Below are 13,564 nucleotides of genomic sequence, written 5' to 3'. Positions count from 1 at the left end.
TCCGGCTGGGGATTTTGGCATGTTCTGGCCAGCCCATGGGTAAAAATAGCCATGTCCGTGTTGTTTGCGCATAGTAAAGCCGGTTCTGCCACAAAACGCTTGAACGCGGGTGGAGCGTTTTCTTGCATGTGGGGTATGGCCCGTATAAACACATGGGCGTATTTTCTGGTCCGGGCATGCGGGAGTGAGCATGGAACCGGCCGGTTTTCCTGTGCCACGGCAAGGATGGATAAAACAGCATGACAGGCAGACAGCCCTTTTCCAGGATGCAAGACTGTTGTGCCGCCCGTAATGCCCCCATCAGGTTTGGGCGTGGTATCAGGGGTGTGCTTGCTCTGGGGCTGCTGGCCGTGCTGGCGGCCTGCGCTGGCCAGCCGGGTGGAAGCGATACGGATGTTCCCATAGCGCAGGAAGCCGAGTTCTACCGTGCTCATGCCCGGTCCTACTATGCGCCTCCCGGCCCGGCGGAAGACCCGTGGGGTCCTTATATCCGTGAAGCTTCCAAACGCTTTGATGTGCCTGAGGAATGGGTGCGCGCCGTTATCCAGCAGGAATCCGGCGGCAAGCTGTTCCATGACGGCCAGCTTGTGACATCCGGCCCCGGCGCCATGGGCCTGATGCAGCTTATGCCCCCAACCTATGATGAAATGCGCGCCGCGTATAATCTGGGTGGGGATGCTTACGAACCGCATGATAACATCATGGCGGGGACTGCATATTTGCGGCAGTTATACGATGTTTATGGCTCCCCCGGCTTTCTGGCCGCATATAATGCGGGCCCTGGACGTCTGGAAGATTTTATCACCCGTAACCGGACCCTCCCGCGGGAGACACGGAATTACGTGGCCTCCATCGGGCGGCGCATTGTGGGTATTTCACCCCTCAATCGCTCTCAGGCCGATATGCAGGTGGCCAGCCATGATTCCTTTACACAAAGGGCGGTTGGTAATGGCGCTGGCCGGAATGCTGGCGGCATAAGTGCTGTACAGGCTGCATGGTCGGCCCGGCAGCAGGGGAGCATGCAGCCCGTGCAAGTGGCGGACGCCATTGGGGATGATACGGCAGATACCGCCAGTGCTCCCGCGGCCACCTATGGGCAGGACTGGCATCCTGTTTCACGTAAAACAAGAGTGGATGGGCTGACGGAAAGCCCGTCGGATGTACGGGCTATATGGGCCAAACGGCTGGGAGCAACCGCGCAGACTACCCCAGAGACACCCGTGCAGGTTGCTCAGGCGGGGGAGGCGGAAACAGATGAACCCGCATATATTCCCGCGCCCCTGACCGAATCGGGTGTGTCTGATCCCGAACCGGCCCGGCTAAGCGTGGCGGATGGGCGCAAAGGGGGCAGTTTACGCCTGATCCCCATGGCGCATGCGGAACCCGCTCCCTTACTGAGCAGGAAGGTACGCGGTGTGGATGCCAGAAACTGGGCTATTCAGGTTGGCGCGTTTGGCTCCGCTGCTCTGGCGCAGCAGGCATCGGGGCGAGCACAGCACCAGAACACATCCCTCTCTGGCGCGCGGGTGCAAATTGCTGTGGTGCAGGCAAAAAAGGGACGGCTGTATCGTGCGCGTCTCACCAACCTGTCGCATACCGATGCAGTGGGCGCCTGCCGCAAACTGAGCGGGTGCGTTGTGATCTCGCCTGAATCACACCTCTAGGCAGATGCTTCTGGCCTCTGGCCTGTATGGGCCGAGGCACTATGCCTGCCGGGGTTATCTTGCCCCGCTCAGCCCGCCGGAGCGGGTGTGGTGGCAGGCGCTGCCGGGGCGGGTTTGGATGTGCCGGGGGCCGCAAGAGGGGCATTATCCCGGCCGGAATAACGGTCAATAATCTGTTTTGTGGCGGCGGCGGCTTCCTGTGCTGCGGCTACGGCTACATCCCCCCAATACTGGTCGAGCGAATGGGCGTCTATGTCATGTAGTTGCGTGGCGGCCCCGGCTTCCTTGCCGTTTGCATCCACAACATGCCAGACAATTTCGATATGTTCCTGAGGGTGCCCCGTAGTGCCAGCCGGGCCGGGCGTGAGCTTTACGGTGGTGCTTACAATAAAGTCGGCATTTTTGGCCGAGTTCTGGATTGTATCTTCACTATCCCGGAACGAGGCGGCAAAGGCTTGCGCCAGTGATGTGTTGCCATCGCCCGGAGCGCCGGTAACGCCTGTAAAATACACCCGCGCGGCCCGGTGCTTAAGGCTGTGCGGGTCCTTGTCCATATCATCAGCCTGAATACCCGTCAGGACCGCGGCAATGCGGCTTGCCGCATCCTGCGCAACCAGCGTGAAGAATGGCCCATCCCCCGCAGACCATTGCTCCACTGGAACCGGCTGGCCCTCCTGCGTGGCGCGAACCGTGTTTTTGGGGGTCATGACCGTATAAATGGGCACAACCTGCCCGTTGCGCAGTTCGGCCCGCATGTTCAGCCACCAATCTCCCTTGCGTGTGGGCTGGGCAATGGCTGGAATGGTCTGCTGGAGGAGCGCCTGTGCGACATCCTTGGCCCACAGGCTGGCATTGGCGTCGGAGAGCAGGGCATTGGGTGGGGTGGGTACATCCAGCCGTGCAGGGGGCGCATTGGCAGCCAGTCCCGGCCCGTTTTTGCCTGAATGTGCAAACGGGTGTGGCACATCAAGGCAACCGCCCAGCAAAAGCAGGGCAGAACAGGAAAAAGCTAGGCGTAAAGGCTGCTGGCGGCGTTTCATCCGTTACGGGTTCCCGTGGCGATAACAGAAATCTGGTGTCCAATGGGGCCGCCCCCCGCCAGCGTGCGCCGCCGGTGGCTGAAAAAACGTGTCTCGTCACTCAGTGTATCCACGCCCAGAGCGGCTACATGTTTGAGCCCTGCACGTTGCAGGCGAAAAACACACCATCCGGCCAGGTCAAACTGGTAATGACCTGCCTGTTTGCCGGGGGCAAAAAAACGGGCAGCCTGTTTGTCAGCACTTGTAATGGCGGTGTGCATGTCCTCGGCTGTTTCATAGCTTTCCTGCGCAATGCAGGGGCCAACTACGGCGCGTATATCTTCCCGCACGGCACCAAGGGGGAGCATGGCCTCTATTGTTGCTTCCAGCACACCACTTAATGCACCGCGCCAGCCTGCATGAGCCGCGCCAACAACGGTGCCCTGCGCAGTGCTGAACAGGACCGGGGCACAGTCTGCCGTAATCACCCCTATGGCCAGTGCGGGGTTGCTGGTTACCAGTGCATCTGCCTCAGCGCCGGTGCCCGCAGGCCACGGGCTGGTAGCCGTCACAACAACTGGGCCATGCACCTGTGTTACACCCAGCAGGCAGTCTGCCTGCACACCCATATGGCTGGCAACAAGCTGGCGGTTGCGTGCCAGATTTTCTGCGCTGTCCCCTGATCGGGTGGAGCAGTTCAGGCTGGCATACGGGCCGCTGGATACACCGCCTTCACGCGTAAAAAAGCCATGCCGGGCTTGCCCCAGCAGGGGGCTGGTCAGGGGGGCCAGACCAGTGGGGGCGGTGGAGGAGCCGCTCATGCAACCGGACCTTTCGTAAAGCCGGGAGGCGTAGGCAGGGAGGGGCTGGCCAGCGCCATGACCTTGAACAGATGCCCCATTTTATCTGGTGCGACCAGCCGGTTTGCAGCCGAACGCAGCATGGCTGCATCCTGTGGTGCGGCGTTGCGTGCCAGTTGCTCGGTGCGTTCCATAATGCCCAGATGCTGCAAAAAATCACCCTGATCTTCGGTCCCGTAAGTGGCGGCCTCGCCTTTGCGGGCTACGGCAAGCAGGGCTGTAAAATCGACATGGGTGGTCAGGTCTGCCTCACCTTCCTCCGCCTGAAGCGGATGGGTCGGGCGGGCATGGCGCAGCGCCTGAAGCGAATCCCCGGTGGAGCTTGTGTTGTGCCCATAGTCAATAAACAGCGCCACACCGGGGGAATGGGTAAACCTGTGGGCAAGGCCACGCACAATATGCTGGGCCTGTTCGCAGACTTCCACAACCGTATTGGGTTCGAGCACACGGCTGTCCGGCAGGGTAGGCGGGGGGCAGGCGATCAGCTCCAGCGTCTTGTTGGCCACATAATGCTCATGCCAGCCCGTGCTGGTCTGGATGAACTGCCGCACGGGCAGGGCGTCCAGAAACTCGTTGGCCAGCAGGATCATGGGGCTGGCGGGTATGTCCTCGACGTGTTTGTGCCACACGGGCTGCGTGTAAGGCTGCAGTATTTCTGCCTGCACCTGCCGCAGCCGGGGGGATGTTTCGACCAGATGCACACTGAGCGCCTGCGCCATGGCAGGGGCCTGACGGGTGATGACACGCAGGGCATCGGCCATGAGTGTGCCCCGCCCCGGGCCTGCTTCGGCCAGAATGATCTTGGCGGGGCTGCCCATGCCCTGCCACACCGTAATGGCCCACGCACCCAGCAGTTCGCCAAAAACCTGAGAAATTTCTGGCGCGGTAATAAAGTCCGACAGGAACGGTGTCTCGGCGTAATACTGGGCGTTTACCCGTGCCATAAAGTGGTCAAGTCGCTCTGCGTGGTAGATGTGTGGTGCCATAGGTCCGTTCAGTTTTTTTCAGCGGGTTGATCTTGCGGGTCGGGCAGGCCGACGTAAATGGGCTGGCGGCGGGCGTACAGCATCAGGCCAATGCCTGCGACCAGCATGGGCAGGCAGAGCAGCTGCCCCATGGTAATGCCGCCGGGCAGGTAGCCGAGAAAGGAATCCGGCTCGCGAAAGAACTCGCAAAAGGATCGTGCACAGCCATATCCTGCCAGAAACATGCCAGCCAGAAAACCGGGATGTTCCCGTACCGACAGGCGGCGGGATGCGGTAAACAGGATTAAAAACAGCAAAAGCCCTTCGGTCAGGGATTCATAAAGCTGGGAAGGATGGCGCGGGATTGGCCCCCCGGTAGGGAAAATCATGGCCCAGGGCAGGCTTGCCGGGGCTTCGCGGCCCCAGAGTTCCCCGTTAATGAAGTTGGCCAGACGCCCCAGCCCCAGCCCGATGGGAACAGCCACGGTCACGCGGTCTGCAAAAGCCAGAAAGTTCAGCTTATACCGCCAGGTAAACAGCACCATGGCGGTAATGACCCCGAGCGCGCCCCCATGGAAGGACATGCCCCCATGCCACACTTCCAGTATGGAAAGCGGATGGCTGAGGTAATAGCTGGGCTGGTAGAACAGCACGTAACCAAGCCGCCCTCCCACAAGCACGCCAATGGTGACCCATGTTAAAAAGTCGTCCGCCAGTTCGGTTGTGCCAGCCCGCGGGCGCAGGGCCAGCAGTTTACGGAGCAGCATGATGCCCAGCACAATGCCCAGAATATAAGACAGCGCATACCAGCGAACGGCCAATGGCCCGAAATGCACCAGCACCGGGTCGAACTGTGGAAACATCAGAACAGGAAGCATGGAAAGGTCAATCCGGTGCGTGAGGGGCCAGAGATCGGTGCGGCCTGCGTTTGGGTGGACCAGAGCAGGAACCGGCCCACCAAGGGGTGGGGCTTAGGCGGGACTATAAAGGGCGTGCCTGTTCCCTCCAACCCAGCAAATGCGCGGCAGCGTATTTGAACGCGCAAAAACAGGGCAATAAGCTGGTAGTCAGGGCGGTGTCAGTTTTCTATCATGCCCGCTATTATCCCTTTTTGAGAAGACAGAAGGTTTTTACCCATGAGCGATGAAATTACGGTCGTTGCCATTCTCAAGACCAAAGTGGGCTGTGAGGATGCGGTTGCAAAAGCCATGGCGGCCTGTGCGCCCGCGTCGCGCGCGGAGGCTACAAACCGCCAGTATGTGCCCAACCGGGATCTGGATGACCCGCAGACACTGATTTTTATTGAACGCTGGGCCAGCCGGCAGGCTCTGGCTGACCATATGGAAACACCGCACTTCAAACAACTGGCTGCTGCACTGGAAGGCAAGCTGGAAGCGCCCTTGCAGGTGCATATTCTGCAACCTGTCGGCTGAAGCCTAAAAAAACCCCGCGCTCCCCGGCAAAAGGGGTGCGCGGGTGTTGTGACTAACGCAGGACAAACTGCTGGATAACCACCAGCACCCCCATGCAGAAGGTCAGGAACAGGCTGTGCTTGAACGTGCGCGCCAGCACGACCCCCTCCTGCCCTTTGAGTGAGGTTACGGATACACCGGTAGTAATGTTCTGGGGTGAGATCATCTTGCCCATGACCCCGCCAGAGGAATTGGCCGAGGCAAACAGAACCGGGTCAAGCGAGAGCTGGTGGGCGGCCGCCACCTGAAGGTTGCCAAAGAGCGCATTGCCCGATGTGTCGCTCCCGGTCAGGAAGACAGCCACCCAGCCTAGAAAGACCGAAACAAGCGGGAAGAACATGCCGGTGGAAGATACCGCATAGCCCAGCGTGTAGGTCATGCCCGAATAGTTCATCAAAAACGCCAGACCAATGGTCAGTGCTACGGTTACAACCGCCAGCCATGCCTGCCGCACGGTTGTAACAATGGCCGCACCAAACTGGCGCAACGTAGTGCGGGTGAGCAGGGCGCTCAGAATAGCGGAAACCAGAATGGCCGTGCCCGTGCCAAGGGGTTCAAACTTCCAGACCGCAGCATAAACGGATTTGTACAGCGATATGAAAACAGCATTGTCCAGCCCCGGCCAGTGTATGGGCAGCGCGCCAATACGGGCAACGTGCAGTGCGTCCCACGCGATAACAACGGCAATAACCGTAACCCACGGAATCCAGCCCTGCCAGAGCGGCACGGGGGCTGCGTTGGCGGGTTTTTCCGCGTTGATCCGGCTAAGGTCTATGGCATATGCCGGGTCCGGCGCAGGCTGCCAGAAGCGCAGGAACACAATGCTGGCCACAAGAGATACGCTGGAAGACAGCACATTGCTCAGGCTGTACAGCCCCGCGCCGGAAATGACGAGCAGGGTCAGGGCAAAGCTTCCACCGGCTACAAGCAGAATGGGCCATGTCTGCCGTATGGAGCGCCACCCACCGTAAAGCGCCATAACATAAAACGGAATAAGGCAGGCAAAGGGGGTCAGCTGGCGGCCAATGGTCGCACCAAGTACATCTGGCGGCAGCCCGGTAATGGAGCCCAGCACGGTTACGGGAATGCCCAGGCCCCCAAAAGCCACGGGTGCTGAATTGAAGATGAGCACATAGGTTAGCGCATCCAGTGCGGGAAAACCCAGCATGATCAGCAACGCACTTGTAATGGCAACGGGTGTGCCAAACCCGGCAACCCCTTCCAGCGCTGCGCTGAAGCAGAAGCCAAGCACGATCAGGATTATGCGGCGGTCATTGGGGACATGCTGGATAATCCAGCCCCTGAAGGCATCAAACCGGCCGTTATGCACGGCAACGTTAAACAGCAGCAGGGCGCACAGCGCGATCCACATGACCGGCAGCAGCGAAAAAACCATGCCGTTGGTTATGCTGGCCACAGCCAGTGCAGGGGGCAGGCCCCATAGGCCAATGGCAATAACCAGCCCCACGGCCAGCCCCCCAAGGGAGGATTGCCAGGCAGGGCGGCGCAAAACCCCCATAAGAAACAGGGTAACAAGAATGGGGCAGGCTGCAACAATAAAGGAAAGCAGCAGGCTGTGACCCACAGGAGCAAGAGGCTGTATGAACATGATTGTTCTCAAACAAGGCGTTGTACCTCTCTCGTGATGGAGAGAGCGTTTGAAGTAACGCGTGCTCCTGTGTGAAGATGCAATAAAATTTCGTGTTATATCATGCACGGTGTTCCTGCGAGCCGCCTGCGAGTGCGGTTTTTGCCGTGCAAACCCGCGGCCACATGCTGCGTTCGGGTTAACATGGATTAAGTGTTGTGCGTTGTACGGAGGGCGGAGTTATGGGGTCACGAAGAATATGGGTGGCGGGCGGTGCGCTGGTTGCGTTGGCTGCCGTGGTTGGTGGGGGTGTTCAGTATTCCCGCACTGAGCGGGCAAGGCTGGCTGTGGAGCAGGGTATGGGGCCTGCCCCCGAGTTGCCCGCACCTGCGCCAAGGCTGTTGCCTACGGTTAACATTGCCAACCCTATAGGCTGGGGCAAAGGGGAGCACCCAACTCCTGCCCCCGGGCTTGATGTTGCGGCTTTTGCATCGGGGCTGGATCATCCGCGTTGGCTCTATGTCCTGCCCAATGGGGATGTATTGGTCGCCCAGAGCAACTCTCCGGGAACGGATATACAAACATTCAAGAACCGTATTGCCAGTTTTGTTATGGGGGCTGTTGGCGCGGGGGAACCCAGCCCCAACAGGATTATGCTCCTGCGTGATGAAAAAGGGCAGGGGAGAGCAACACTGCAAACGGTCCTGCTGGACCATCTTTATTCCCCATTTGGCATGGCGCTGGTCGGGAATGATCTTTATGTGGCAAACGCCAATGCCATTGTAAAATTCCCATACCATTCGGGGGATACGCATATTACGGCCGAACCTGTAAAAGTGGCTGATCTGCCTGCAGGGTATAACCACCACTGGACCAAAAACATTCTGGCCAGCCCGGACGGGCGCTTTTTATATGTGACCGTCGGCTCCAACAGTAATGTGGCCGAACATGGCATGGCGGTGGAAGAAGGCCGCGCACGAATTGACAGGCTGGACCTGCAAACCGGAAAGCTGGAGCCATATGCAACAGGTTTGCGTAACCCGAATGGCATGGGGTGGGAGCCCAAAACCGGTGCCTTATGGGTGGCAGTCAATGAACGTGATGAAATTGGCAGTGACCTTGTGCCGGATTACATGACATCGGTGCAGGAGGGAGGGTTTTACGGCTGGCCCTATAGTTATTACGGCCAGCATGTGGATGTGCGGGTGAGCTCACCACGCCCCGATCTGGTCGCTACCGCACTGGTGCCTGATTATGCGCTCGGCCCGCATACCGCATCCCTCGGCCTGACATTTACAGATACCGCACGGCTGTTGCCTGAAGCCATGCGTCAGGGTGTTATGGTTGGGCAGCACGGGTCTTGGAACCGGCGGCCAAAAAGTGGTTACAGGGTCATTTATGTTCCCTTTAACGCGGGCAAACCCGACGGCGCTGCACAGGAGGTGCTGACAGGCTTCCTCACCCCTGATCAGGAACATGTGCATGGGCGGCCTGTGGGCGTGGCCATTGACCAGAATGGCGCGCTCCTTGTTGCCGATGATGTGGGGAATACCATCTGGCGCGTGACCGAAGCGCCCTGAGCAGTTCAGGGCGGGGCGTGTTTGGTTTTTTGTGTCCTTGCGTCCGGGGCGGGATAATGAAACTCTGCGGGCATGAAATTGGCGGAATGTTTGTATTTCCGCCGTTTTTTGCAATGTGGGGCGCATAAGCCCCGTATAAGGGGTCTTTCATGAAATCCGTCCCACGTCTTGTTGCTGCTGTTTCCCTGCTTGCTCTGGCGGCATGCCAGACGCCAGCACCGCAGGTTCCGGCCCCACCTGTGCCGGTTAGTGGTGCATTAACGCAGCACCAGCCGCTAGCTCCCGCGTTGGGGGTTACGGGGAGTGGTCCGGCTTTTAGCATTAAGTATCTGTCCACCAATGGGGTGTCAGGTGTTGGGCTGGTGCCGGTTACGGGGGTTGTTATTTACCCTGCGGGCCCGGCCCCACAGGGTGGCTGGCCTGTTGTGGCATGGGCACACGGTACGGTGGGGGTTGCCAACAGTTGTGCGCCCTCTCTCAACCCCCGCTCCGCACGGGACCAGACATATCTGGGTGAGTGGCTGCGCCGTGGGTTTGCTATTGTCGCAACCGATTATCAGGGCTTGGGGAGTGATGGCACACATCCGTACCTGAACGCCCGGACAGAAGCCTACAGTGTGCTTGATGGGGTAAAGGCTGCACTGGCCGGTCTGCCTGACCTGAGCAACAATATCATGATTGTGGGGCAGTCGCAGGGGGCGGGGGCGGCTTTTGCCTCCGCGGCGTATGCCCCGGCATACGCTCCGGCATTGCATGTGCGTGGGGTGGTGGCCACGGGTATTCCCTACATGTCGCCCGAGGTTATCAAGGCCGTGCTGCATGCCAAGCCGCAGAACAGTGCCAGCGGCATAGACCCGGTTGTTGCTTATGCCTTGCTGATTGGCGCATCCGAGGCCGGGCTTAACCCTGCGTTCAATCCCGAGCAGGCCTTTACGCCGCGCGCCATGCCCGCATTCCATGCTGCATCGGAAATATGCGCTCGTCCGTTGATGGAGCGCATAAAAACCGAAGGGCTGACGCGGGCCAATGCGTTCGAACCAACTCTGCCACAGGCTTTGGCACCGGCGTTTAAAGGCATGCTGTTTCCTACGCTCAAGCTTGATGTCCCATTGTTCGTTGGCATTGGCATGACAGACAGGGACGTAGCACCCCAGGGGCAGCTTATGCTGGTCAAGGATGCCTGCAAGGCGGGCACAGTTGTGCAGGCACATCTGTATAAGGGGCAGGACCACTCTCAGGCTGTTCTGGCATCCATGGTGGATTCCGCGGCCTTTACAGCAGCGGTTATGAGCGGCCAGTCCGTTCAGGCGGTATGCACGCCCGTTGCGCAGTAAGGTTCTGTAAAAAAGCTGGCATAAACCGGAACATTACGCAGTGTTCCGGTTTATCCAGAATATGAGCGGGGATTTCAGGCGGTGCAGGTGCGTGCCACGGCGTAACGCCCTTGGAACCCGCTTGTGGCCACAAAGCCAGAACAGTGCTGGTTTGGACTAGCAGCGTTATTCAAGTGTAAACAGGAACAGAAAAACTGTTGTCTGTTTCAGGCACTTTTTATTTTAAGGAAAGTGTGGTGCACCCGAGAGGACTCGAACCTCTAACCCCCAGATTCGTAGTCTGGTGCTCTATCCAGTTGAGCTACGGGTGCGCCGTGAGGGGGTGTTTAGCCGAGCATCCGGACCTCGGCAACCCCTAAAAATGATATTTTTGATTTTTTTTCTAATTTCGGTTCAAAAAGTTATCCAGCGGGTGGTTTTCCGGGCGGCGGAGTATGATGTGCGCGCGACAGGTGGGGGTGCCGTAAACACCTTCAAACGTGTCGTCTATCGGGTGGGCCTCAAAAACAATGGGTAGGGGCTGCTTGCGGGCATCGGTCAGAATAAGCTGGGCATGGTAGTGCTGGCGCTCCTTGTCCGGGACACCATGCAGGACCAGGTTGCCCATCTGGGGCACAAAGATCATGCGCTTGGGCTGGATCTGCATATAGGATAGCCCTTCGGTCGGGCAGTCGCGGCCTTTGTCCGTTACCAGCATGCCTGTCCAGTCACCATATGGGTCATTGGCAGCGGAGGTGGCTGCCTGTGCGGGGCTAAAGGCTGCCAACCCCATGCCCAGCAGGGCGGCGTATCCGCATAACTGCAAGTGTCTGGCGTTCATGTTCGGTGCTCTCCTGTGCTGTCAGCCTGAATCTGGGGTGATAAGCAGGTTGTGGCAAGCCCGGGTGGAAAACAGATTTGCTCGTTATTCTGGCTTTTATAGGGTGACGAGGCCGCCGCATGGCTTTATATCCGCTGTCATACTTACTTAGTGGTGGGCCTTGAGCGTGTTTGTCGCCACTGCACAAGAAAGCCAACCCTGACGCAGACCAGAAAGAACCATGACCCATGTCCGATGCCGCTCAACCCGTTTCACCTGTTGTGCTGGATGAAGCCTTGCACCATGACCGTATTCTGATTCTGGATTTTGGCAGTCAGGTTACGCAGCTGATTGCCCGCCGTGTGCGTGAAAGCGGCGTGTATTGCGAAATCTGGCCCTTTACGACAGATGCTGAAAAAATACGTTCTTTTGCTCCGCGTGGCATTATTCTGTCCGGCGGCCCGGCCAGCGTAAATGGGCCCGATGCCCCCAGAATTCCGGATGTGGTGTTTGAGATGGCAGTGCCCGTTCTGGGTATCTGCTATGGTCAGCAGGCCATGTGCAAGCAGCTGGGCGGGGAAGTGGAAAGCGGGGAACACCGCGAGTTTGGCCGCGCCTTTGTTGATATTGTAGAAGATTGCGCCCTGTTCCGTGGGGCATGGGCACGTGGTGGGCGTGAACAGGTCTGGATGAGCCATGGTGACCGGGTGGTGGCATTGCCGCCGGGGTTCCGTACGGTGGCGGTCAGCCAGGGGGCACCGTTTGCGGTGATCGCAGATGAAGGGCGTCGCCTTTACGGTGTGCAGTTCCACCCCGAAGTTGTGCATACACCGCACGGTGCAGCATTGCTGGAAAACTTTACGCATAACGTGGCAGGCTGCTCTGGGTCATGGACCATGGCGGGTTTCCGCGAAATGGAAATTGCCCGTATCCGCGCTCAGGTAGGGACCGGCAAGGTAATCTGCGGCCTGTCCGGCGGTGTGGATTCCTCCGTTGCTGCCGTGCTGATCCACGAAGCCATTGGCGAACAGCTTACCTGCATTTTTGTCGATCACGGCATGCTGCGTGCAGGAGAGGCGGATGACGTTATCAAAACCTTCCGGGGCCAGTTCAACATCCAGCTTATTCACCGGGATGCGTCTGACATCTTCCTGAGCGCGCTCGACGGCGTGACAGACCCGGAAATCAAGCGCAAGACCATCGGCCGTTTGTTTGTAGAAGTGTTCGAGGAAGAAGCCACCAAACTTGGCGGCGCGCAGTTCCTTGCTCAGGGCACACTCTACCCCGATGTGATCGAGAGCGTGAGCTTTACGGGTGGCCCGTCTGTTACCATCAAGTCCCATCATAACGTTGGTGGCCTGCCCGAACGCATGAACATGCAGTTGGTGGAACCGCTGCGTGAACTGTTCAAGGACGAAGTGCGCGATCTGGGGCGTGAGCTCGGGATTCCGGAAGTTATTGTCGGGCGGCATCCGTTCCCCGGTCCGGGGCTTGCCATTCGTATTCCCGGGAACATCACGCGTGAAAAGCTGGATCTGCTGCGCAAGGTGGATACCGTTTTTCTGGAAGAAATCCGCGCGGCCGGTCTGTACGATGCCATCTGGCAGGCTTTTGCCGTGCTTCTGCCCGTGCGCACCGTGGGCGTTATGGGGGATGGCCGGACGTATGATCAGGCCTGTGCCCTGCGTGCCGTAACCAGCACAGACGGCATGACAGCAGATGTTTACCCCTTTGACATGAGCTTCCTGACCAAAGTGGCCGGGCGGATTGTTAACGAGGTCCGCGGCATTAACCGCGTGACATATGACATCACCTCCAAACCCCCGGGCACGATTGAGTGGGAATAATCCCGCGTCTGGCATAGGGTGGTATCACCCGGCATGAAAGTGCCTTAAAGCCCGCAGAAATGCGGGCTTTTTTTTGTTTTTTGCTCGGGCATTGTCTGGCACCGAAAAGTATCGTCAAGCAGCATTTTTTTACGGCATAGTGCGTGGCACAGACCGAGTCTGATGCCATGATTTAAACCGATACCAAGTTGGGAAACTTGTAAGCGGCATGGAGCGATGCTGGCCAAGAGCCCGTTGATTAGTGAGTTATGAATCCATTTAATGTGTCTAATTTTTACTCAGGCAGGAAATATCTACTGATTAATGATAAAAACGATAAGCGCATTTGGGGTGGATTTTAAGAGCTGATGTCTGCTGCGCTTATGTCGGCAATGGGGCGAGAATGGAAGCTCGGCTTTATGTTTGCGTGTAATAAAAAGCAGCCTTTGAAATTGAA

At 58.4% G+C, this 13,564-nt stretch carries 11 protein-coding genes and 1 tRNA gene; 5 read left to right on the top strand and 7 right to left on the bottom strand.

Annotated elements, in window-relative coordinates:
- The first annotated feature begins 239 nt into the window (after positions 1–239).
- Positions 240–1,664 carry a lytic transglycosylase domain-containing protein gene (locus ACSYTG_RS10415; RefSeq protein ID WP_095349576.1) on the top strand — a complete coding sequence of 475 codons (1,425 nt, stop codon included), beginning with the start codon at positions 240–242 and terminating at the stop codon, positions 1,662–1,664.
- Positions 1,665–1,732: 68 nt separating this feature from the next.
- Here ACSYTG_RS10415 and ACSYTG_RS10410 read toward each other — a convergent pair whose 3' ends face one another.
- Genes ACSYTG_RS10410 through lgt form a run of 4 tightly spaced genes read right to left on the bottom strand, consistent with a single transcriptional unit; the run spans position 1,733 to position 5,386 of the window.
- Positions 1,733–2,704 (bottom strand): hypothetical protein, encoded by a 972-nt coding sequence (locus ACSYTG_RS10410; RefSeq protein WP_253528334.1) that lies wholly within the window; start codon positions 2,702–2,704, stop codon positions 1,733–1,735.
- Complete coding sequence (pgeF, locus tag ACSYTG_RS10405; protein WP_489783275.1) at positions 2,701–3,504, bottom strand: peptidoglycan editing factor PgeF; 804 nt, start codon at positions 3,502–3,504, stop codon at positions 2,701–2,703. Before pgeF ends, ACSYTG_RS10410 begins: the two co-directional genes overlap by 4 nt.
- Complete coding sequence (locus ACSYTG_RS10400; protein WP_086646227.1) at positions 3,501–4,529, bottom strand: class I SAM-dependent methyltransferase; 1,029 nt, start codon at positions 4,527–4,529, stop codon at positions 3,501–3,503. The genes pgeF and ACSYTG_RS10400 overlap by 4 nt, the downstream gene beginning before the upstream one ends.
- A gap of 8 nt (positions 4,530–4,537) precedes the next feature.
- On the bottom strand, positions 4,538–5,386 hold the full coding sequence (lgt, locus tag ACSYTG_RS10395; RefSeq protein WP_086646226.1) for a prolipoprotein diacylglyceryl transferase: 849 nt from the start codon (positions 5,384–5,386) through the stop codon (positions 4,538–4,540).
- A gap of 258 nt (positions 5,387–5,644) precedes the next feature.
- Here lgt and ACSYTG_RS10390 point away from each other — a divergent pair, with 258 nt between their 5' ends.
- On the top strand, positions 5,645–5,941 hold the full coding sequence (locus ACSYTG_RS10390; RefSeq protein WP_415424209.1) for a putative quinol monooxygenase: 297 nt from the start codon (positions 5,645–5,647) through the stop codon (positions 5,939–5,941).
- Between the two features lie 52 nt (positions 5,942–5,993).
- Here the strand turns inward: ACSYTG_RS10390 and ACSYTG_RS10385 are convergent, their stop codons facing one another.
- Positions 5,994–7,589 carry an L-lactate permease gene (locus ACSYTG_RS10385; RefSeq protein WP_489783276.1) on the bottom strand — a complete coding sequence of 532 codons (1,596 nt, stop codon included), beginning with the start codon at positions 7,587–7,589 and terminating at the stop codon, positions 5,994–5,996.
- Positions 7,590–7,810: 221 nt separating this feature from the next.
- Between ACSYTG_RS10385 and ACSYTG_RS10380 the strand changes: the two genes are divergently transcribed.
- Positions 7,811–9,148: a PQQ-dependent sugar dehydrogenase gene (locus ACSYTG_RS10380; protein WP_489783277.1), complete on the top strand. Its 1,338-nt coding sequence runs from the start codon at positions 7,811–7,813 to the stop codon at positions 9,146–9,148.
- Positions 9,149–9,297: 149 nt separating this feature from the next.
- Positions 9,298–10,482 carry a lipase family protein gene (locus tag ACSYTG_RS10375; RefSeq protein WP_489783278.1) on the top strand — a complete coding sequence of 395 codons (1,185 nt, stop codon included), beginning with the start codon at positions 9,298–9,300 and terminating at the stop codon, positions 10,480–10,482.
- Positions 10,483–10,716: 234 nt separating this feature from the next.
- Here the strand turns inward: ACSYTG_RS10375 and ACSYTG_RS10370 are convergent.
- Positions 10,717–10,793 (bottom strand) — tRNA-Arg (locus ACSYTG_RS10370).
- A gap of 71 nt (positions 10,794–10,864) precedes the next feature.
- A complete protein-coding gene (locus tag ACSYTG_RS10365; RefSeq protein ID WP_489783279.1) occupies positions 10,865–11,302 on the bottom strand; it encodes a hypothetical protein in 438 nt (145 codons plus the stop codon).
- 227 nt (positions 11,303–11,529) lie between these two features.
- Between ACSYTG_RS10365 and guaA the strand changes: the two genes are divergently transcribed.
- Positions 11,530–13,128, top strand: a complete 1,599-nt coding sequence (guaA, locus tag ACSYTG_RS10360; protein WP_086646220.1) for a glutamine-hydrolyzing GMP synthase — start codon at positions 11,530–11,532, stop codon at positions 13,126–13,128.
- The last annotated feature ends 436 nt before the right edge of the window (positions 13,129–13,564 follow it).

Source organism: Acetobacter sp. ESL1128, from assembly GCF_058505085.1.
Note: the sequence above shows the minus strand (reverse complement) of the source record. Positions and strands in the feature narration are given on the sequence as shown.

Bases quoted from the DNA above. Each gene is read 5' to 3' on its own strand.
- ACSYTG_RS10380 (WP_489783277.1), top strand. From the start codon at position 7,811: ATGGGGTCACGAAGAATATGGGTGGCGGGCGGTGCGCTGGTTGCGTTG.
- ACSYTG_RS10375 (WP_489783278.1), top strand. From the start codon at position 9,298: ATGAAATCCGTCCCACGTCTTGTTGCTGCTGTTTCCCTGCTTGCTCTG.
- ACSYTG_RS10415 (WP_095349576.1), top strand. From the start codon at position 240: ATGACAGGCAGACAGCCCTTTTCCAGGATGCAAGACTGTTGTGCCGCC.
- ACSYTG_RS10385 (WP_489783276.1), bottom strand. From the start codon at position 7,589: ATGTTCATACAGCCTCTTGCTCCTGTGGGTCACAGCCTGCTGCTTTCC.
- guaA (WP_086646220.1), top strand. From the start codon at position 11,530: ATGTCCGATGCCGCTCAACCCGTTTCACCTGTTGTGCTGGATGAAGCC.
- ACSYTG_RS10410 (WP_253528334.1), bottom strand. From the start codon at position 2,704: ATGAAACGCCGCCAGCAGCCTTTACGCCTAGCTTTTTCCTGTTCTGCC.
- pgeF (WP_489783275.1), bottom strand. From the start codon at position 3,504: ATGAGCGGCTCCTCCACCGCCCCCACTGGTCTGGCCCCCCTGACCAGC.
- ACSYTG_RS10365 (WP_489783279.1), bottom strand. From the start codon at position 11,302: ATGAACGCCAGACACTTGCAGTTATGCGGATACGCCGCCCTGCTGGGC.
- lgt (WP_086646226.1), bottom strand. From the start codon at position 5,386: ATGCTTCCTGTTCTGATGTTTCCACAGTTCGACCCGGTGCTGGTGCAT.
- ACSYTG_RS10400 (WP_086646227.1), bottom strand. From the start codon at position 4,529: ATGGCACCACACATCTACCACGCAGAGCGACTTGACCACTTTATGGCA.
- ACSYTG_RS10390 (WP_415424209.1), top strand. From the start codon at position 5,645: ATGAGCGATGAAATTACGGTCGTTGCCATTCTCAAGACCAAAGTGGGC.